The organism is Shimia sp. (genome assembly GCF_039969785.1).
Taxonomy (GTDB): domain Bacteria; phylum Pseudomonadota; class Alphaproteobacteria; order Rhodobacterales; family Rhodobacteraceae; genus Shimia.
This window is the reverse complement of sequence record NZ_JBDVNC010000051.1, coordinates 16,079-34,279: the sequence shown is the minus strand read 5'-3', so window position 1 is coordinate 34,279 and position 18,201 is coordinate 16,079. Positions and strand designations below refer to the sequence as shown.

The window sequence follows — 18,201 nt, the reverse complement described above, 5'->3', positions numbered from 1 at the left end:
AGGCATCCACACATGAGCGACCAGCGCGCAGATCTGGACTGGCGTGACGGGGCGATTCCCGTTTCGACCCGGTTTGATGACCCCTATTTCAGCCTTGAAAACGGGCTGGCGGAAACACGGCATGTGTTTCTGGCGGGGAATGATTTGCCGGATCGGTTTGCCCCCGGTTTTCACATTGGCGAGCTAGGGTTCGGAACCGGGTTGAACCTGTTGACCTCGTGGATGGCGTGGGACACATCCGGTCAGACCACCCCGCTGCACTTTACTAGCTTTGAAGCGTTCCCCATGACTGCTGCCGAAATGGAGCTCGCACTGTCGGCCTTTCCCGAACTGGCCGCATATGCCGCGCGTCTGGTCACAGCATGGGCAGAGGACCAGTCTCTGATCACGCTCGATGGCATTCAGGCGCAGGTGATCCATGGCGATGCACGCCACACGCTCTGCGATCAAAGCTTTGCCGCGGACGCGTGGTTTCTGGATGGGTTTTCGCCAGCCAAAAATCCGGAGCTCTGGGATAGCGACCTGATCACCCAGGTCGCAGCCCACACGACCCCGGGCGGCACGGCCGCGACTTATACCGCCGCTGGGTTTGTCCGTCGCAATCTTGAGACCGCCGGGTTCGAAGTCACGCGCATTCCCGGTTTCGGGCGCAAGCGTCACATGACAACTGCGCGAAAGCCCGCGCCATGAGCCAATCCAACACCAGACTGGGCATCCTGTTGATGTGCATGACCACGTTTGTGTTTGCCATGCAGGACGGGATTTCGCGGCATTTGGCGGGCGAATACAACACCTACCTTGTGGTGATGATCCGGTACTGGTTTTTCGCGACTTTTGTTGTGGTTCTTTCGGCGCGGCGGGCGGGTGGATTGCGCCGCGCTGCAAAAAGCGGTTTTGTCTGGCTTCAGGTGTTTCGCGGAGTTTTGCTGGCGCTGGAAATCTGTGTGACCGTTGTGTCGTTCACCTTGCTTGGCCTGACAGACAGCCACGCGATTTTCGTTTGCTATCCGCTGATCATTGCCGCCCTGTCCGGCCCGGTTTTGGGCGAGCGCGTGGGTTGGAGACGGTGGGTCGCGATTGGTTTGGGTGCGGTTGGGGTTCTGATCATCCTGCAACCCGGCAGCGCCGTGTTTTCCCCGGTTGCTATCGTACCGCTTGTTGCAGCTGGCATGTTCGCACTTTATGGCCTGCTGACGCGCTATGTCGCCCGTCGTGACACAGCCGAGGTCAGCTTTTTCTATACCGGAACTATGGGATGTGTCGTGATGACCGCCATCGGCGTGTTCCATTGGGAACCCATGTCAGGGTCTGACTGGCTGTGGATGTCGTTGCTGTGTTGCACCGGCGTGCTGGGCCACTGGCTATTGATCAAAACATACGAACTGGCAGAGGCCAGCGCCGTGCAGCCATTTGCCTATCTGCAACTGCCGTTTGCCGTCACGCTGGGCGTTTTGGCGTTTGGCGAAACCCTGCGCAGCAACGTGGCAATTGGCGCGGCAATTGTGGTCTGCGCCGGGCTTTTCACATTATGGCGCGAACGACAAAGCAGCTAGACCACGCACATCTCAACAGGGTCATTCGACCAGATCATAGTGTCTGATACTGCGGAACTCGACCAGATCAGCCTCTGCCGGATCAATGTGGGGGTGGCGATAATCATCTCCGGCAAAAGCCTTCAGAGACTCCAAATCCCGCCACACCATGACAAAACAGAACTCTCGGGGGCTGCCCGGACGGGGTGCACCGGGCAAAACCGAAACAACACCATCTGTTTCCTTCATCATAGGAATCGCCGTGTCGTGAAAAAACCGGGCAAACTCATCTTCCTTGCCGGGATGCGTCACAACCTGAAATATGCGTATTATCATGCGCCCACCTCCTTGGAACGGGGCGCCTGTATGGATCCGGCCTCATCAGCTCGGTTGTCTTTGGATCAGTCTAGCACAGTTTGAGTGCTTTGGCCGCCTAGTTCAGCGGCAACACCGTTTTCCCGACGATTTCCTGCCCGAATGGCACCGGATGCGGGTCTTTTCCCAGGCGCGCGCGATACACCGGCAGGCTCTCAGAAACGCGCATCACATAATTGCGGGTCTCATTGAACGGGATCATCTCGATCCAGTCCACCATGTCTTCAACACTGCCCCCGCGCGGATCACCATTAGTATCCATCCAACGCACAGGTCTGCCCGGTCCTGCGTTGTATCCTGCAGAGACCATGATGATATTACCGTCAAACTGCCGTCCCAAACCAGCCAGATACGCGCTTCCTAACCGCGCGTTGTAATCCGGGTCCGATGTCAGCCATGCATGCGAATAAACCTCACCTGTCGCCGCAGCCACCTGACGGGCCGTACCGGGCATCAACTGCATCAATCCACGTGCACCGGCGTGACTGACCACAACCGGATCAAATTCGCTCTCGCGGCGCGCAATGGCCAGAGACAGCTCGGTCGGCACCGGCAATTCCATATTCTTCAGCGAATGCAGCGCGTAATACGGGCCCGGCAGGGTAATCCCACGCCGCACCATCTTTTTGCCCAGCATCACCCCGATATGCGGCGCCCCAAGCTCCAGAACCATTGTGCCCATCTGACCCAGCCCTTCCCGGGTCTGGCTTTCGCTCAGATGCACCCAGAACTGCTCTGCCAGACTCAATTCGCCCGCATCCAGAAACATGCGCGCGGCTTCGTGCACGCTACTCTGCGCCCAGTCTGCTTTCCGCCAGTCCGGAAAAACTTCGTCGCCTCTTAACGAAACATCCCACGCGGACCCGGCCTGTTCAGCGGCAAGCAATCCGTAAAAGCTCGTCTGATGTTGTCCACCAGCGGCATAGGCCTTTTGCGCGGTTTCGGCGTCGCCCATCGCAGCATAAGCCCGGCCCATCCAATAACCCGCCCGCCCCAGTGAAATGGGCGTTTCAACCGATTGTGCAAAGCGCACAAAATGCACCGCCGCCTGTTCGGGCTTGTTCAGGAATCGCACCGCCAGATACCCGGCCAACCATTCGCAATCGGAAAAGCCATAGCCCGAATCCGGGGCCATGCCATGTGACGCGGCCACATCATAAGCGGCCTGATAATTCCCGGCCCGCATCTGACTGCGCACCAATGATCGACGCCGCGCAGCCCATTCGGCTGGCTCGCCCAGCGTGCCTGCCTTGCTGCGCTCAAGCAAAAGCGCGATGGCGTCCTCATTGCGGCCCTTGCGATGACGCCAGACAAACCGTTCATAAGCCAACCCCGGATCACCTTGCAGCGCCTCAGGCACCGCACCAATCAGCCCGTCGACGCCGTCAACCTGATCGCGCAGCCCCAACCGTGCCTGTGCCAACTGAACCCAACCGACCGGCACCAGCGCATACATGCGTTCCGAATTGCCCTTCCAACCCTTCCACAGCATGGCGTCCAACCGCGCGGAGTGGTGCGGTTTAAGCACCTCTCCATACCGCGTGAGAAACTGCGCATGCGTGGCCACATCAACCGACATCGTTCGCCAGGCAAGAACGATATCTGCTTCGGCAGCACCTTGTTCGCCCTCCTGGATCAGTATGTCCGCATGCGCCAATGCGCCAACCGCGGTTTGGGGCGCGCCGTAATCAAAAAAGGCCCGCTTTTCGCGGTATGTCGCCCCGGCAAAGACCTTCTCGGACTGTTTGCGCAAATATGCCAACCCCGGCCAATCCCTGCGACGTTCCAGAAATGCCAAAACTTCCGCCGGCGTGCCCAGCCCGGCGCGCAACCGGTGCCATTCGACAATATCGCGGGCCACAGACCCATCCACCGCCGCCGCCGCAGTTTGCCAATCCTGCGCACGCACAGCCTCCATCGCAGCCCGAGTTTTCACGTTTTCCTGCGCGAAAACGGGAAAAGCGACGCCAACCGCAACCAATAGTGCCAGAAGAAGACGTAACATGCCTTGCAATTTCCAAATCAAAAACGGATAGAACCAAACAATAAATCGTGCCGTAGCCTGCCTTCAATTCACATTCTTGGCAAGGCGGCGACTTACCGCTAGTGTCCGCGCGATTTCATACCGGGCAATTCCGCCCAGCTACGCAGAAAAAGGAGCGTGCCATGTTTAAAGGGTCATACCCCGCACTCGTCACGCCGTTCACGAACGGCGAGCTGGATTTGGAAACGCTCAAGAAGCTGGTCGAGTGGCATATCGGCGAAGGCACCAATGGTTTTGTTCCCGTAGGAACCACCGGTGAAAGCCCGACGTTGACACATACCGAGCACGAAGCCGTGGTCGAAGAAGTTGTGCGCGCCGCCGCAGGCCGCGTCCCTGTGATTGCAGGCGCCGGGTCCAACAACACGTTGGAATCCATCCGTCTGGCACAGCACGCTGAAAAAGTCGGCGCGTCGGCTATTCTGGTGGTCACACCGTATTACAACAAACCCACACAACGCGGTTTGATTGCGCATTTCACGGCTGTGCATGATTGCTGCAATTTGCCGATCATCATCTACAACATTCCTGCGCGTTCTATCGTTGATATGACGCCGGAAACGATGGGTGAACTGGCCAGGCTGCCACGCATTGTCGGTGTCAAAGACGCAACTGCCGATCTGGCCCGCGTCAGCCAGCAACGCGCTGCCTGTGGCAAAGAATTCATCCAGCTGTCCGGCGAAGATGCCACGGCGCTTGGGTTCAATGCCCATGGCGGCCAAGGCTGTATTTCGGTCACAGCCAACGTGGCGCCTCGTTTGTGTGCAGAGTTTCAGGCGGCCACATTGGCGGGCGACTTTGCCAAGGCGCTCGACTATCAGGACCGTTTGATGCCGCTGCACGAAGCGATCTTTGTCGAGCCGGGTCTGGTTGGTGCCAAATACGCCATGTCACGTCTGGGCCTGTGCGGCGAAGAAGTACGCCTGCCACTGACTGGCCTGAACGACAGCACCAAGACCCAGATCGACGCAGCATTGCGTCACGCGGGCCTGCTGTCCTAAGCCATTTGAAATACCCAATAGAAAAGGCCCCGGTTTGACCCGGGGCCTTTTTTTGGTGCTGCTTCCGATATCAGCCCTCGGGCGTGAACCAGATCGGCGACGTATAGGCGCGCTCTTGCTGCTCTGTTGGTGCGCCCTGAGGCATCTCAGATCCCAAACGCACAACGTCATACAGGTACCAGGGCGGGGTCGGAATTTCCAAAACCCGCGCATAGTAGAAAGCCCGCTGGCTGGCATCAAATTCCGGGTCTTCCCAGACCGCCAGCAACTCAGCCGCGCCAATTGTGTTGGTCCAGGTCGCGCTTGCCACATCGACCGTGCTGCCAACCGCCGGGATGTCGCCATTCCCATCCGCCTCGCGATCGTCAGACCACGCCACGTCAAACACCTTTTCACCGGTTGTCCCGTCTGCGTTCACCCAACCCTTGACGATCTGAACCCGGTCCAGATTGGCGCCAATCGGGTCGCGCAGCGCCGCCACAAGGAATGTCGGTGCTTTGCCCTCGGGCGCAGCCGTCAAATCACCACCCATTGGCACGCCCTTGAGGTATCCAACCGCCGAAACCTCTCTGGTGCGCAAATCTGATTGGGCAAAATCATAACCACCAAAGAACCGAACCGTCATACGTGGCCCGGTTGTGCCATACACTTCTTTGCGGTCCATCGCGTCAAACAAAGAGGCGCGTGTATTGTCCTTGGCCCAAACAGCCGCCAAACCAGACGCCACTTGCTGCCACGAAAACAGCTCGCCGTTTTCGTTCTTCATGAACGGATGGCTCAGACGCTCTGCAGACGGCTCATACCCCGCATGTTTGCCAAAGAAGTTCTCTTCCTCGGCTGTCGCCAGCGACGTATGAGAATCCGTCGCGCCAATCATGCCAAACTTGTAAGGATTCGTGCCCAGCTTTTCTTCCAGCACCATGCCGATTTTCAGCGCTTCCCGAGCGTATTCTGCCGCCAGCATCTCTTCGGTTTTGGCCTCGCTCAGGTCGAGGTTGCCAACATCCCATGTGCCATAATCGGCAAATGCGTCATCCGGTGACAGAAACGGATGAGTTTCGCCATCGCCCTTGATCTGCGTGACCTCGTACATGCGCTCCCACTTGGCACGTTGTTCAACATAATGCGCATCCAGCGCCTTACCCGTATATTGCGCATCCATCGGGAACATGATGCCGTTGGACAAGTTCCCGTTATGGGCAAATGTCATCGTGGCGCCATTGGTCTTTTCTTCGTAAGCCTCAAGATACTTGTACAAATCCAGCGGGTCTGTGCTTCCGACCGGGGCTTGTGTTGTATAGGGCACCACCTGACGCGCCCGATCCGGGCCGTCGCGGAAAATCACGTTGCGGTGCATGTTGCCACCCGCCACCAAAGCCGTCCATTCAAACCCGATAAAGGCCGTAAACTGACCCGGGTTGTTATGCGTTTCAGCCGCGTTGATCACATTATCCCAGACATTCGCATAGTTTCGCGAGCCCGGTGAATACTGGGCAAACATCTCTGGATCGACCTCGCCCTGCGAAAACGTTCCAATCAGATCCAGCGCTGCATCTACAGCATCCTGACCACCTGCGCGCATCCCTTTGGACCAGCGCGCGCCCTGTTCGTAACTCGTAACGTTGGGCGAGGCTGACAAAATGTCCTGAACCATACCCATACCATCGGAATGATCCGTGATCGCCAACCAGTCCAGCGGGCGAGACAAACGCACTTGTTGTCCGGACGACGCCGTAACCTGTTCACCCTTGGCAAACCGATATGCCGCATCCAGCCCCAGCCGGTTGCCAAAGCCCCCGGCATCCATCGACAACGCCGTATGCAGGTGACTATCGCCCCATAACGGGCGCTCCGGGAACGAGCGATCTGCATAGGGGGAATACGGTTTCCCCTCAGGAAACAGGCTGTTCAGTTGCCCTTCATCGGCTTGATATTCCTGAGCATTCAACGTTCCGCTTGCTGCAACAATTGCGGCTACAACCAAGCTACAAAACTTAACTGATGACATAAACAACCCTCCTGAAAATTGACTATTCAAAAACGTATAGGGAATTACCTATGTGTTGACCCTAGACCCGAGAATCGATTTCGCCAAAGCAAAAAGGGTTAATATGTCAGCTAAAATGTATGCGTCTGCCAAAGCCAGCCACCCAGCCAGCTTGCGGCCCTGTCACAGCCCCTGGTTTTTAACGGAAATGCATCGCGTCTTGCCAATGACAGGCCGTGGCGATCAACTCAGCGAAAGTATGGCTAATACCGCGCCACCGCCCAAAACAGCGCCAACAACACCGCCAATAACAGCGCTGGACCACCGACGAGGCTTAACCGCGACCTCTGGTGTTGCCTGACGGATCAGAACTTCTTCGACCAGACCCGGCAAACGCGGACCAAAGCGCACCAGCACCCGCGCCGTTTTCAACAAATCACGCCCAAGCGCGCGCGGACCGATACTTTGCTGGATGTAGCTGGCAACCACAGGCTTCGCCACGTCCCAGATATTAACCTCAGGGTCCAGCGACCGCGCCACACCCTCGACCACTACCATGGTGCGTTGCAATAGGATCAGCTCGGTGCGAGTTTCCATGCCGAACCGCTCGGTCACTTCGAACAGATAGTTCAGCAACCGACCCATCGAAATCCGCGTGGCATCCATGCCAAAGATCGGCTCACCCACAGCGCGCAGGGCGCGTGCGAATTCGTCGACATCCCGGTTGGCGGGCACATACCCCGCCTCGAAATGCACCTCGGCGACACGCTGATAATCGCGCTGAATGAACCCAAACAGAATCTCCGCATACACCCGACGTGTGTATTCATCGATATGCCCCATGATCCCGAAATCATAGGCGATGATGTCACCATTCGGGGCCACCTTCAGGTTGCCCTGATGCATGTCGGCGTGGAAATATCCGTCGCGCAACGCATGGCTCAGGAACAGTTCCAGCACCCGATTGCCCAGCGCGTGGCGATCATGCCCCGCCGCGTCCAGCGCATCATTGTCGCCCAGCGGGTCGCCTTCTGCCCAACCCAGCGTCATCACACGGCGGCTGGAATACTCCCACTGCACAGACGGCACCTGAAACCCGGCATCGTCGCCCGTATTGGCAGCAAATTCGCTGGCCGAGGCGGATTCCAGACGCAGGTCCAGCTCTCCTGTTACCACACCATCAAAGTGTTCGATCACATCGCGGGGACGCAACCGGCGCGAGGCTGGCGACAGGAACTCGATACAGTCAGCGGCAAAGTAGAACGCGTCAACGTCTTTGCGGAACGCTTTTTCAATGCCAGGTCGCAGCACTTTGACCGCAACCTCTTCGCCGGTTTCCGCCAATCGGGCCCGATGCACCTGTGCAATCGACGCCGCTGCCACTGGCTCGGAAAACTCTGAAAAGACCGAGCTTACAGAAACACCCAGCTCGTCTTCGAACGATTGCTTGGCCACAGCCAGATCAAATGGCGGAAGCTTGTCCTGCAACACCCGCAATTCGGTGGCCAGATCATTGCCCACCACGTCAGGGCGGGTCGAAAGAACCTGTCCAAACTTGATATAAGCCGGGCCCAGCGCCGTCAGCGCGCGCGGCACCGGCGGCACCTTGGGATCACCGCGATAGCCCATCCATTGAAACGGCCAGACCAAACCACGCGCCGCCATCCGTACCAACGGCGGCGTATCAAACGCATCCATCACCACTTTCATCGCGCCGGTCCGTTCCAGCGTGGCGCCAGTGCGGATCAGCCGCAATAGATTGTGTGGACCTCTCACAGCTTCCAACCCGAATGAAGTGCCGCAATACCCAGCGTCAGGTTCCGGTATTTCGCATTTCCAAAGCCTGCGGTGCGCACCATATCCAGAAACGTGTCCTGATCCGGGAAATTGCGGATCGATTCGACCAGATACTGATAACTGTCGCGATCATTGGCGATCGCCTGACCCATACGCGGGATGACGTTAAAGGAATACAGGTCATAGGCCTTTTGCATCATGTCATTTGGGATCTGGCTGAATTCCAGAACCATCAGACGCCCACCCGGTTTCAACACACGGTACGCCTCGTTCAACGCTTCCTGAGGGCGCGTCACATTGCGAATGCCAAAGCTGATTGTGTAGACATCAAAGGTGTTGTTCTCAAACGGCAACGACATCGCGTCGCCCACAACCCAGTCCAGACTTTCCGCCATCTGATCCGCCTCGGCGCGCTTGCGCCCTTCGACCAGCATGGGTTCGGTCAAATCCAGAACCGTCGCGTGCCCCTGGCCTGCGCGCTTCAGGAACCGAAAGGAAATGTCGCCCGTGCCACCGGCCACATCCAACAGTTTTTGCCCGGGTCTTGGCGCCAGCCAGTCCATCATTGCGTCTTTCCAGACCCGGTGAATTCCCATCGACATCACGTCGTTCATCACGTCATATTTTGACGCGACCGAATTGAAAACACCCTGAACCCGCCCGGCTTTTTCAGCCTCCGGCACCGTATCAAATCCGAAATGCGTGGTTTTACTGGTCTGATCGCTCATGGCTGTAGCCGTCCGTTGCTTCGGACTCTTCTTATATGTGTGCCCGGCGACGCACAATGCGGCGATTGCGTGTGGGAACCTTTGTGTGCACACTCGCCAAACCGCGCCCCTGCCACCCAATTGTGTGAACCAAATACACCATGCCCGAACTGCCCGAAGTCGAAACCGTCCGCCGCGGTCTGGAACCCGCAATGCAAGGCGCAATCATCATCCACGCTCAGGTGAACCGCCCCGATCTGCGCTGGCCGTTTCCCGAAAACATAGCCGCCCGCCTGACCGGCGCCCGTGTCGAGGCGCTGCGGCGCCGCTCCAAATATATCCTTGTGGACCTGTCCACCGGCGAAACGCTGTTGATCCATCTGGGCATGTCCGGGCGCATGACGGTGTCCGGCGATCCGCTGGGTCAGTTCACACATGACCATCCCAAGGCGGAAAAACACGACCATGTGGTCTTTGATATGAACAATGGCGCGCGCGTCACGTTCAATGACCCGCGTCGCTTTGGCGCCATGGATCTGCGCCCCATTGATCAGATCGAAACCCATCCCCTGCTCGCGAAACTCGGCCCCGAGCCATTGGGCAACGGCTTTGACGAAACCTACCTGCGCGACCGCCTCATGGGGCGCAACACACCGATCAAGTCCGCGCTTCTGGATCAGAGAATCATCGCCGGTCTGGGCAATATCTATGTCTGCGAAGCGCTGTTTCGTGCAGGAATTTCGCCTAAACGTAAGGCAGGAGCCATTTCAGAGGCCCGCATCAAATCTCTTGTTCCGATTATCCGAAAAGTCCTGCAGGACGCCATTGCCGCGGGCGGATCATCACTCAGGGATTTTCGACAGGCAGACGGCGAACTTGGTTATTTTCAACACTCTTTTGATGTCTACGGACGCGAAGATGAACCCTGCAGAACTCCGGCCTGCACGGGCACAATTTGCCGAATCACTCAATCAGGACGCTCATCCTACTATTGCGCGCAATGCCAAAGATAACTTGATCCAGCCACCGCAAATGGTAAGGAATCACTTCTGACCGGAACAATGGAAAGCAAAGCCATGGCTTTTGAGACGATCAACGTCGAAATCGAAGACCACGTCGCCCTTATCAAGCTGAATCGCCCGGACGCGCTGAATGCTCTGAACCAACAGCTGCTGAGTGAACTGCTGCGGGCTTTGCAAGACGCCGATGCCAACGACAAGGTGCGGTGTGTTGTGCTCACCGGATCGGAAAAAGCATTTGCCGCTGGCGCCGACATCAAAGAAATGTCCGCGATGACATTTGCCGAAGTCAGTGCTGCGAATCTCTTTGCCGCCTTTGGGGATGGCATCCAGCGTATCCGCAAACCGGTGATCGCCGCTGTATCAGGCTATGCGCTGGGCGGTGGTTGCGAACTGGCGATGGCGTGCGATTTCATTATCGCGTCTGAATCGGCCAAGTTTGGTCAGCCGGAAATCAATCTGGGTGTTATTGCCGGATTGGGCGGCAGCCAGCGTCTGACCCGCGCAGTGGGCAAATCCAAATCGATGGATATGAACCTGACCGGTCGTTTCATGGACGCCGCCGAAGCAGAACGCGCTGGATTGGTCAGCCGCGTTGTGCCCAACAAAAAGCTGATCGACGAAGCGCTGAGCGCGGCACACAAGATTGCCGAAAAATCTCTGATCGCATCGCGCACCGCCAAAGAAGCCGTCAATCGCAGCTTTGAAAGCTCGCTGACCGAGGGTCTGTTGTTTGAACGCAGTGTGTTTCACGCCCTGTTCGCGACCGAAGACCAAAAAGAAGGCATGGCCGCCTTTATGGAAAAGCGCGAAGCCCAGTTCCGGGACAAGTAAGGCGCGCCCGGAATTCACTCCAAGGGATGCTTTCAGGTCAAAAAAGCGAAATCCGGCAGGGCGTCGGGCCTTACTCTGGCACGCCAGCCCGGCGCAGCCCGTCGGCCACTCTTTGGCGATCAGCCTCCTGATAATACAAGACCGAGTTTTGTATTTCTGACGCGCGTGCATGCGGCACCAGCGCGAGAAAATCCTTGGCGGCCGCTTCCGCTGGCCCCTGTTCCTGTGCAGCACCATAGGACGCCGCCCGGAACAGGTGTGAACTGGGATGACCGGGTTTTAGCTGAATTGCTTTTTGCGCGGCTCGGGCAGCTTCATGGTAATTTTCTGCCTGAAATTCTGCTATGGCCAGATAAAGGTAGAATTTGTCGATGAACGTGTCGCGTGGGCTCAGCGCGATGGCTTTTTGAATATGCGTCCGCGCAATATCCGCGTTGCCAGCATAACCATTTGAAACCCCAAGCAGCGCCCGTGCATAAGCAAAGTTGGGACTCAAATCTACTGCATGCCCATAATTCATGATTGCGGCATCGCCTTCCCGCGCGACAATTGACACGTATCCGCGCCCGATCGAAGCCCAGGGATCATTGGTATCTGCCAACAAGGCACGATCCGACGCTGCGCGTGCCATGTCCAGTGTCGGCTCCTTGGGCTCCCAGCCCTGAATAACCCGCCAGGCCAGAATGGTCGCGTAAAGTCCCAGCGCCTGAGCGTAAAGCGGATCAAGCTCTATGGCCCGTTCCAGGGCGTCAATGGCCGTTCGGCTGCCGTCCTGAGACTGCTTTCCGTAATGATGTAATGCATCCACGAAGCATTCCCAGGCATCCAGACTTGCCGGAGGGCGCCGCCGCAGACGTGCATGCTCGGCCGCAAACAACTCGGGCGAGAGATGCGCAACAAGGCTTTCGGTCAGTTCGTCCTGAATTTCAAAAATATCCGTCAGATCGCGGTCGTAACGTTCGCTCCACAACTGCGCGCCAGACTCCGCATTTACCAAGCTGGCCGTTACACGAATGCGTTGCCCTGATGATCTAACGCTGCCCTGCAAGACATAACGCACCCCCAACTCTGCCGCAATTTCACGCAGATCAATTTCCTGCGCCTTCAGCGCAAAAGTCGTGGAACGATCCGTTACAAAGAACCCGCGAAGCTTGGATAACGCCGTGACGACGTCTTCGGTCAGGCCGTCCGCAAGAAATGCCTGCCCATCATCAGCACTCAGATTGGCAAACGGCAACACCGTCAAAGATGGCCCTTTGTCGGTCGCCTCTTTTACGTTTGGCTCAACAGGGGCTTCTGCATTCGCATTTTCGGTAACGGGTGCAACGAAACGAAACCCCTTGCGGGGAATGGTCTTGATTAACTCCTGCCGGCTACCGGAATCGCCAACCGCCTTTCGTGCAGCATTCACACGCGCGTTCAATGAACCGTCCGATATTGCCCGACCGTCCCAGATTTCCTCAATCAGATCATCTTTGGACACGACGCGCTCTCTGTTCTCCACGAGGAATCGCAGAAAGTCGAAGACCTGCGGTTGCAAAGGGACCAATTCACCTTTCCGGGTCAACTCCTGACAATCAGTGTCTATTCGGATGTCGTCGAACGCGAAAATCAAGAAGCACAACCTCTGGACAACAGAATTCAAGAAAATGGCAAGCGTTTGACAAGCTGCCGTTCAAGCGCGCACTAGCGCCATCCAGTAGATTTAGAACATGAAACGTCAATAATTGCGAGGTTCCCATGTCAGACACTGTTAAAGCCGCCAAAACTGCTCCTTCCTTTTCCTTCGGTATGTGGGTCGCCCGGATTGCAGCATTTTTCTGGAGCTACACCGAGACGCAGAAGAAATCCGATACATCCAGCTTTGAAGGCCTGCTGTGACTCATCCCTGTCGAAAACCATTGAAAGAACGCCAAGGGGTTCTGTCCAACCCGCGCCAACACGAATATCAGTCGAGGCAAAGGCAGGCGGGTCAGATCGGATTCGGAACACTTGAATCACAACCGATGCAATACGGACACAATACCGATGCGATGCCGACGTTCCAGATATTGGTCTTGATCCGGCTTTAGAATCGCCTTGGCAACCTGCGCCAAAGCCGCTATATGCCGCCGTCATACATGCGCGTGCAGCCCGCTCAGGCTTGAATCGATTCTCTCCATCCGCGAGAGGCCCGCTCGGGACGTGGCACGCATTTTAACGAACCGAACCAAGTAAGGGTCTAAGATTCATGGCAAATTCACCCCAAGCGAAAAAACGCGCCCGTCAGAACGAGCGCCGTTTGGCCGTCAACAAAGCGCGCCGTTCGCGCATCCGCACCACATTGCGCACCGTCGAAGAAGCCATCGCTTCGGGCGACAAAGAGGCAGCAACCGCAGCACTGCGCGCCGCTCAGCCAGAATTGATGCGCGGCGTCACCAAAGGCGTTTACCACAAAAATACAGCAGCCCGGAAAATGTCGCGTCTTTCATCACGCGTCAAATCTCTGGCCTGAATTCAGGTCCAAGTGACTGAAAGAAAAGGCGCTGCATTAGGCAGCGCCTTTTCTATTTTGTGCCCCCTAAAACGGACTAAGAGATTCTTTTCGAAGTTTCCCCGAGTCAAGTTCGAAGTTCGGTTGCCGTGACGCCGACCAACTTGCTATTTTCAGTCTTGCGAGTCACTTCGCCTTGGGGGGAACAGATACCAATACCGCGATGGCCGGCAGGCCATATCGGACACCATATCCGGGTGCATTTGCGCATGATTGGATGTGTCTGCCATGTGGTCAATTGGTTCGAAACTGTTCCTAATTTGCTGCGCAAATGCGCAATCGAAAAGCGACTGATCGGATTGGGGAATCTGGTCGGGTGGTAATGCTGTTCGCTGGAACTTGAATGTTCTGCTGCCTTGGGCGTTGTGGATCGTGAAGGACAGGAATGATCGGGCACAGTCCGGCAAAGCACCGCTGAAGGAATATGGGGACAGATGACACAAGAACAATGGGGCGCGCTTCAACAAGACTTACTCAAAACGGTCGGGCAGAATAACTACAAAACCTGGATTGAACCCATAGAGTTTTCGGAGCTCTCCGACGGTGTCGCCACTTTTCATGTCCCAACGAATTTTATTGGGAACTACGTATCGCAAAACTATGGTGACCTGATTTTGCACAAGCTGGCAAAGGTCGGAAAAACTGTACAGCGCGTGACTTTCAAAGTGCCCGCCAACCTGTCAGTACGCCCTTCTAAACCGTCAATGAAAACTGCCGCTCCCAAAGCATCGAAATCCGAAGACAGCCGTGAAACTGAGATCGCCGGCGCCCCGCTGGATGCACGCTTTACGTTTGACCGCTTTGTTGTCGGCAAACCAAACGAGTTGGCAAACGCCGCCGCACGCCGTGTGGCAGAGGGCGGCCCGGTGACATTTAACCCCCTATTTCTTTATGGTGGCGTCGGTTTGGGCAAAACCCACCTGATGCACGCAATCGCATGGGAGCTTCAGGCGCGCCGGCCGGACCTGAATGTGCTGTACCTGTCCGCAGAACAATTCATGTATCGGTTTGTGCAGGCATTACGCGACCGCCGTATGATGGACTTCAAAGAGCTTTTCCGCTCGGTTGATGTTCTGATGGTGGACGACGTTCAGTTCATCGCTGGCAAAGACAGCACACAGGAGGAATTCTTCCACACCTTCAACGCGCTGGTCGACCAGAACAAACAAATCATCATTTCGGCAGATCGTGCGCCGGGCGAAATCAAAGACCTCGAAGACCGCATCAAAAGCCGTTTGCAATGTGGGCTTGTCGTCGATCTGCACCCCACAGACTATGAACTGCGCCTAGGCATTCTTCAGGCAAAAGTCGACACGTATCGTGCGCAATATCCCGAACTACAGATGCAGGATGGCATTCTGGAGTTTCTGGCACATCGCATTTCCACCAATGTGCGCGTGCTGGAAGGCGCTCTGACCCGACTGTTCGCATTTGCCTCTTTGGTAGGGCGCGAAATCACGATGGAATTGACCCAGGATTGCCTGTCAGATGTCCTGCGCGCCTCCGAGCGTAAAATCTCGGTCGAGGAAATTCAACGCAAGGTCGCGGACCATTACAATATCCGCCTCAGCGACATGATCGGCCCCAAACGTGTCCGCACATTTGCGCGCCCGCGTCAGGTGGCGATGTATCTTTGCAAGCAACTGACATCGCGGTCTTTGCCGGAAATCGGACGTCGGTTTGGCGGGCGCGATCATACAACCGTCATGCACGGCGTTCGACGGATCGAAGAATTGCGGTCTCAGGACGGTCAGATTGCCGAAGACCTCGAACTGTTACGCCGGTCATTGGAAGCCTGACCTCAAAATTTTGAAAACGATGATCCGGTGAAACGTGGCTGCAGCCAATGGGTGGCTGCGGCAGATTTGTCCTATTTGCACAAACCTGTTGGAATACCCGCCAAACCCGCCGGATCAGGACGCACGAATTCTACTTTCTGGCAAGTTTTCCTACAAAATTCCATCCAATGCTCACTGCGGACCCCAACGACGCCTTGACGACCCCGGGAAAGCGTCGGAAAAACAATAAACAGCTTGAGCCGACGGGGGATTACGCTACCTTGCCCCTCCCGGCATGGATGAGGGAAGAGGACATGAAACTTAGTATCGAACGCGGCGTTCTGCTCAAGGCCGTTTCCCAGGCGCAATCAGTTGTCGAGCGCCGCAACACTATCCCGATCCTTGCCAACGTTCTGATCGAGGCCGAAGGCGATACGGTTCAGTTCCGTGCAACCGATCTGGATATCGAAGTTGTTGACAAAGCCCCGGCCATGGTCGAGCGCGCAGGTGCCACTACCGTTTCGGCCACCACGCTGCACGAAATCGTGCGCAAATTGCCAGATGGGGCTCTGGTTACGCTAACCGATGACGGGACGTCCGGCCGCCTGACGGTTGACGCTGGTCGCTCTAACTTTTCTTTGGCGACATTGCCCAAAGAAGATTTTCCGGTGATGGCATCCTCTGAATATTCCAGCAATTTTTCGGCGCCTGCGCCCGTTCTGCGGCGTTTGTTTGACAAGTCGAAATTTGCCATCTCAACCGAAGAGACCCGGTATTACCTGAACGGTGTCTACATGCATGTGTCCGAGTCTGAGGGCGGTCGCGTTCTGCGCTGCGTGGCCACGGATGGTCACCGGCTTGCCCGGATCGATGCGGACTTGCCAGAAGGCTCTGCCGAGATGCCCGGCGTCATTGTGCCCCGCAAAACCGTTGGCGAATTGCGCAAACTTCTGGACGATGACGACATGTCGATTGCAGTGTCGGTGTCAGAAACCAAAGTCCGCTTCGCGACCCCAGATATTACGCTCACCTCCAAGGTTATCGACGGAACATTCCCGGATTATACACGTGTGATCCCGGTCGGAAACACCCGCAAACTAGAGGTGGACGCGTCCGAATTTGCCAAGGCTGTCGACCGTGTAGCAACTGTGTCGTCAGAACGTTCGCGTGCCGTCAAATTGCAGCTGGACGAAGACAGACTGATCCTGTCGGTCAATGCGCCAGATGCGGGTGCCGCCGAAGAAGAGCTTGCCGTGGCATATGGCGATGAACGGCTTGAGATTGGTTTCAACGCCAAATATCTGCTGGAGATTGCAAGTCAGGTGGATCGCGAAAACGCCGTGTTCCTGTTCAATTCGGCAGGCGATCCAACCCTGATGCGCGAAGGCAACGACACCAGCGCGGTTTATGTTGTCATGCCGATGCGTGTGTGACGCGCTGACATACCTGATCTGGATGCGCGCTGACCCGGCAAAAGGACAATCGTGTGTCTGAGCTGTATCTGTCGCGTCTCCGCCTGTCTCACTTTCGGTCCCACAAGAAAGCCGTTGTCGAATGCGATGCGCATCCGGTTGCGGTCTTTGGCCCAAACGGGGCCGGAAAAACCAATATTCTCGAAGCCATATCCCTGTTTTCACCGGGTCGTGGACTGCGCCGCGCCAGCGCCGAAGACATGACCCGACGCCCCGAGGCATTGGGCTGGAAGCTGGAAGGGCTGCTGCACTGCCCCGGTCAAAGCCACGAAATCGATATCCGGTCCCAAGAGGGTGGCGCGCGTCAGGTACGCATAGACGACAAGGCCGCACCTCAGACTGCTCTTGCCAGAATTTCGCGGGTACTGTGGCTGATCCCGGCGATGGATCGATTGTGGATCGAAGGGGCCGAGGGACGCCGCCGCTTTCTGGATCGTATGACTCTTAGTTTCTTTCCAGATCATGCCGAGGCGTCGCTGGCCTATGAAAAAGCCATGCGCGAAAGAAACCGGCTGCTCAAGGATCAGGTCAGCGATCCGCACTGGTACAGCGCGCTAGAGCGTCAGATGGCCGAAACGGGGCATCGTATTCATACCGCCCGCGCCGAGGCGCTGACCCGCCTCAGCGCTGCCCAGAACGCCGCAGAAACCGCCTTTCCGACGGCGGTGCTTGAACTGACACAGACCGAAGGCAGCCTGCCTGAAACAGAAGACGACCTGCGCGAGGTACTGGCCGAAAGCCGTTTTCGCGACATCGCAGCCGGGCGCACGCTTGTCGGGCCGCATCGCACCGACCTTTACGGCGTTTACCAGGCCAAGGGCGTGCCCGCGCGCGACTGTTCGACAGGCGAACAAAAGGCCCTGCTGGTGTCTTTGATCCTCGCCAATGCGCGCGCCCTCGTTCAGGACTTTGGCGCACCGCCCATTTTGTTGCTGGACGAGGTCGCGGCCCATCTGGATATCGCCCGCAGAGCGTCGCTTTATGACGAGATTTGCGCGTTGAAAACGCAAGCCTGGATGACAGGTACGGAACCCGGATTGTTTGAGACTTTTGGCGCGCGGGCGCAGTATCTGGAAGTCACCGAAACCGACGGTATTTCCGAGGTGTCCAGGCGTTCCTGAGCCG

16 protein-coding genes are annotated in these 18,201 nt (G+C 56.8%); 10 read left to right on the top strand and 6 right to left on the bottom strand.

The annotated features are described in order from the left end of the window. The first annotated feature begins 12 nt into the window (after nt 1-12). Together mnmD and ABJI08_RS22500 are read left to right on the top strand one after the other, a co-directional pair. Nucleotides 13-690: a tRNA (5-methylaminomethyl-2-thiouridine)(34)-methyltransferase MnmD gene (gene mnmD / locus ABJI08_RS22505; RefSeq protein WP_348404089.1), complete on the top strand. Its 678-nt coding sequence runs from the start codon at nt 13-15 to the stop codon at nt 688-690. Beyond that, complete coding sequence (locus ABJI08_RS22500; RefSeq protein ID WP_348404088.1) at nt 687-1,553, top strand: DMT family transporter; 867 nt, start codon at nt 687-689, stop codon at nt 1,551-1,553. The genes mnmD and ABJI08_RS22500 overlap by 4 nt, the downstream gene beginning before the upstream one ends. A gap of 21 nt (nt 1,554-1,574) precedes the next feature. Here ABJI08_RS22500 and ABJI08_RS22495 read toward each other — a convergent pair whose 3' ends face one another. Both ABJI08_RS22495 and ABJI08_RS22490 read right to left on the bottom strand, forming a co-directional pair. After that, the gene (locus tag ABJI08_RS22495) at nt 1,575-1,868 is read right to left on the bottom strand and encodes an antibiotic biosynthesis monooxygenase (RefSeq protein ID WP_348404087.1); all 294 of its coding nucleotides are present in this window, start codon (nt 1,866-1,868) and stop codon (nt 1,575-1,577) included. Nucleotides 1,869-1,965: 97 nt separating this feature from the next. Further along, nucleotides 1,966-3,912, bottom strand: a complete 1,947-nt coding sequence (locus ABJI08_RS22490) for a lytic transglycosylase domain-containing protein (protein WP_348404086.1) — start codon at nt 3,910-3,912, stop codon at nt 1,966-1,968. Between the two features lie 161 nt (nt 3,913-4,073). On the opposite strand from ABJI08_RS22490, the gene dapA reads away from it, so the two are divergent. Continuing rightward, nucleotides 4,074-4,949, top strand: a complete 876-nt coding sequence (gene dapA, locus ABJI08_RS22485) for a 4-hydroxy-tetrahydrodipicolinate synthase (protein ID WP_348404085.1) — start codon at nt 4,074-4,076, stop codon at nt 4,947-4,949. 70 nt (nt 4,950-5,019) lie between these two features. On the opposite strand, the gene ABJI08_RS22480 is transcribed toward dapA, so the two are convergent. The 3 genes from ABJI08_RS22480 to ubiE form a co-directional block, all read right to left on the bottom strand. Beyond that, nucleotides 5,020-6,957 (bottom strand): DUF3604 domain-containing protein, encoded by a 1,938-nt coding sequence (locus ABJI08_RS22480; protein ID WP_348404084.1) that lies wholly within the window; start codon nt 6,955-6,957, stop codon nt 5,020-5,022. 222 nt (nt 6,958-7,179) lie between these two features. Continuing rightward, the gene (ubiB, locus tag ABJI08_RS22475) at nt 7,180-8,712 is read right to left on the bottom strand and encodes a 2-polyprenylphenol 6-hydroxylase (protein ID WP_348404155.1); all 1,533 of its coding nucleotides are present in this window, start codon (nt 8,710-8,712) and stop codon (nt 7,180-7,182) included. Continuing rightward, on the bottom strand, nt 8,709-9,461 hold the full coding sequence (gene ubiE, locus ABJI08_RS22470; RefSeq protein ID WP_348404083.1) for a bifunctional demethylmenaquinone methyltransferase/2-methoxy-6-polyprenyl-1,4-benzoquinol methylase UbiE: 753 nt from the start codon (nt 9,459-9,461) through the stop codon (nt 8,709-8,711). Before ubiE ends, ubiB begins: the two co-directional genes overlap by 4 nt. A 140-nt stretch (nt 9,462-9,601) precedes the next feature. Between ubiE and mutM the strand changes: the two genes are divergently transcribed. Both mutM and ABJI08_RS22460 read left to right on the top strand, forming a co-directional pair. After that, the gene (mutM, locus tag ABJI08_RS22465; RefSeq protein ID WP_348404082.1) at nt 9,602-10,453 is read left to right on the top strand and encodes a bifunctional DNA-formamidopyrimidine glycosylase/DNA-(apurinic or apyrimidinic site) lyase; all 852 of its coding nucleotides are present in this window, start codon (nt 9,602-9,604) and stop codon (nt 10,451-10,453) included. Nucleotides 10,454-10,516: 63 nt separating this feature from the next. Then, nucleotides 10,517-11,293 (top strand): enoyl-CoA hydratase, encoded by a 777-nt coding sequence (locus ABJI08_RS22460; RefSeq protein WP_348404154.1) that lies wholly within the window; start codon nt 10,517-10,519, stop codon nt 11,291-11,293. 70 nt (nt 11,294-11,363) lie between these two features. Here ABJI08_RS22460 and ABJI08_RS22455 read toward each other — a convergent pair whose 3' ends face one another. After that, entirely contained in the window at nt 11,364-12,833 is a 1,470-nt protein-coding gene (locus ABJI08_RS22455; protein WP_348404153.1) for a winged helix-turn-helix domain-containing protein, read from the bottom strand. Between the two features lie 200 nt (nt 12,834-13,033). On the opposite strand from ABJI08_RS22455, the gene ABJI08_RS22450 reads away from it, so the two are divergent. The 5 genes from ABJI08_RS22450 (at nt 13,034) to recF (ending at nt 18,197) form a co-directional block, all read left to right on the top strand. Continuing rightward, nucleotides 13,034-13,174: a hypothetical protein gene (locus ABJI08_RS22450; RefSeq protein WP_348404081.1), complete on the top strand. Its 141-nt coding sequence runs from the start codon at nt 13,034-13,036 to the stop codon at nt 13,172-13,174. Nucleotides 13,175-13,523: 349 nt separating this feature from the next. Further along, on the top strand, nt 13,524-13,787 hold the full coding sequence (gene rpsT, locus ABJI08_RS22445) for a 30S ribosomal protein S20 (protein WP_348404080.1): 264 nt from the start codon (nt 13,524-13,526) through the stop codon (nt 13,785-13,787). A 473-nt stretch (nt 13,788-14,260) separates the two neighbouring features. Continuing rightward, the gene (gene dnaA / locus ABJI08_RS22440) at nt 14,261-15,625 is read left to right on the top strand and encodes a chromosomal replication initiator protein DnaA (RefSeq protein ID WP_348404079.1); all 1,365 of its coding nucleotides are present in this window, start codon (nt 14,261-14,263) and stop codon (nt 15,623-15,625) included. Nucleotides 15,626-15,918: 293 nt separating this feature from the next. After that, nucleotides 15,919-17,037 carry a DNA polymerase III subunit beta gene (gene dnaN, locus ABJI08_RS22435; protein WP_348404078.1) on the top strand — a complete coding sequence of 373 codons (1,119 nt, stop codon included), beginning with the start codon at nt 15,919-15,921 and terminating at the stop codon, nt 17,035-17,037. Nucleotides 17,038-17,090: 53 nt separating this feature from the next. Beyond that, nucleotides 17,091-18,197: a DNA replication/repair protein RecF gene (recF, locus tag ABJI08_RS22430; RefSeq protein WP_348404077.1), complete on the top strand. Its 1,107-nt coding sequence runs from the start codon at nt 17,091-17,093 to the stop codon at nt 18,195-18,197. Nucleotides 18,198-18,201 lie beyond the last annotated feature (4 nt).

What these genes read in the sequence shown, in the direction of transcription:
- mnmD (WP_348404089.1), top strand. Translation starts at nt 13, where the DNA reads ATGAGCGACCAGCGCGCAGATCTGGACTGGCGTGACGGGGCGATTCCC.
- ABJI08_RS22500 (WP_348404088.1), top strand. Translation starts at nt 687, where the DNA reads ATGAGCCAATCCAACACCAGACTGGGCATCCTGTTGATGTGCATGACC.
- ABJI08_RS22495 (WP_348404087.1), bottom strand. Translation starts at nt 1,868, where the DNA reads ATGATAATACGCATATTTCAGGTTGTGACGCATCCCGGCAAGGAAGAT.
- ABJI08_RS22490 (WP_348404086.1), bottom strand. Translation starts at nt 3,912, where the DNA reads ATGTTACGTCTTCTTCTGGCACTATTGGTTGCGGTTGGCGTCGCTTTT.
- dapA (WP_348404085.1), top strand. Translation starts at nt 4,074, where the DNA reads ATGTTTAAAGGGTCATACCCCGCACTCGTCACGCCGTTCACGAACGGC.
- ABJI08_RS22480 (WP_348404084.1), bottom strand. Translation starts at nt 6,957, where the DNA reads ATGTCATCAGTTAAGTTTTGTAGCTTGGTTGTAGCCGCAATTGTTGCA.
- ubiE (WP_348404083.1), bottom strand. Translation starts at nt 9,461, where the DNA reads ATGAGCGATCAGACCAGTAAAACCACGCATTTCGGATTTGATACGGTG.
- mutM (WP_348404082.1), top strand. Translation starts at nt 9,602, where the DNA reads ATGCCCGAACTGCCCGAAGTCGAAACCGTCCGCCGCGGTCTGGAACCC.
- ABJI08_RS22460 (WP_348404154.1), top strand. Translation starts at nt 10,517, where the DNA reads ATGGCTTTTGAGACGATCAACGTCGAAATCGAAGACCACGTCGCCCTT.
- ABJI08_RS22450 (WP_348404081.1), top strand. Translation starts at nt 13,034, where the DNA reads ATGTCAGACACTGTTAAAGCCGCCAAAACTGCTCCTTCCTTTTCCTTC.
- rpsT (WP_348404080.1), top strand. Translation starts at nt 13,524, where the DNA reads ATGGCAAATTCACCCCAAGCGAAAAAACGCGCCCGTCAGAACGAGCGC.
- dnaA (WP_348404079.1), top strand. Translation starts at nt 14,261, where the DNA reads ATGACACAAGAACAATGGGGCGCGCTTCAACAAGACTTACTCAAAACG.
- dnaN (WP_348404078.1), top strand. Translation starts at nt 15,919, where the DNA reads ATGAAACTTAGTATCGAACGCGGCGTTCTGCTCAAGGCCGTTTCCCAG.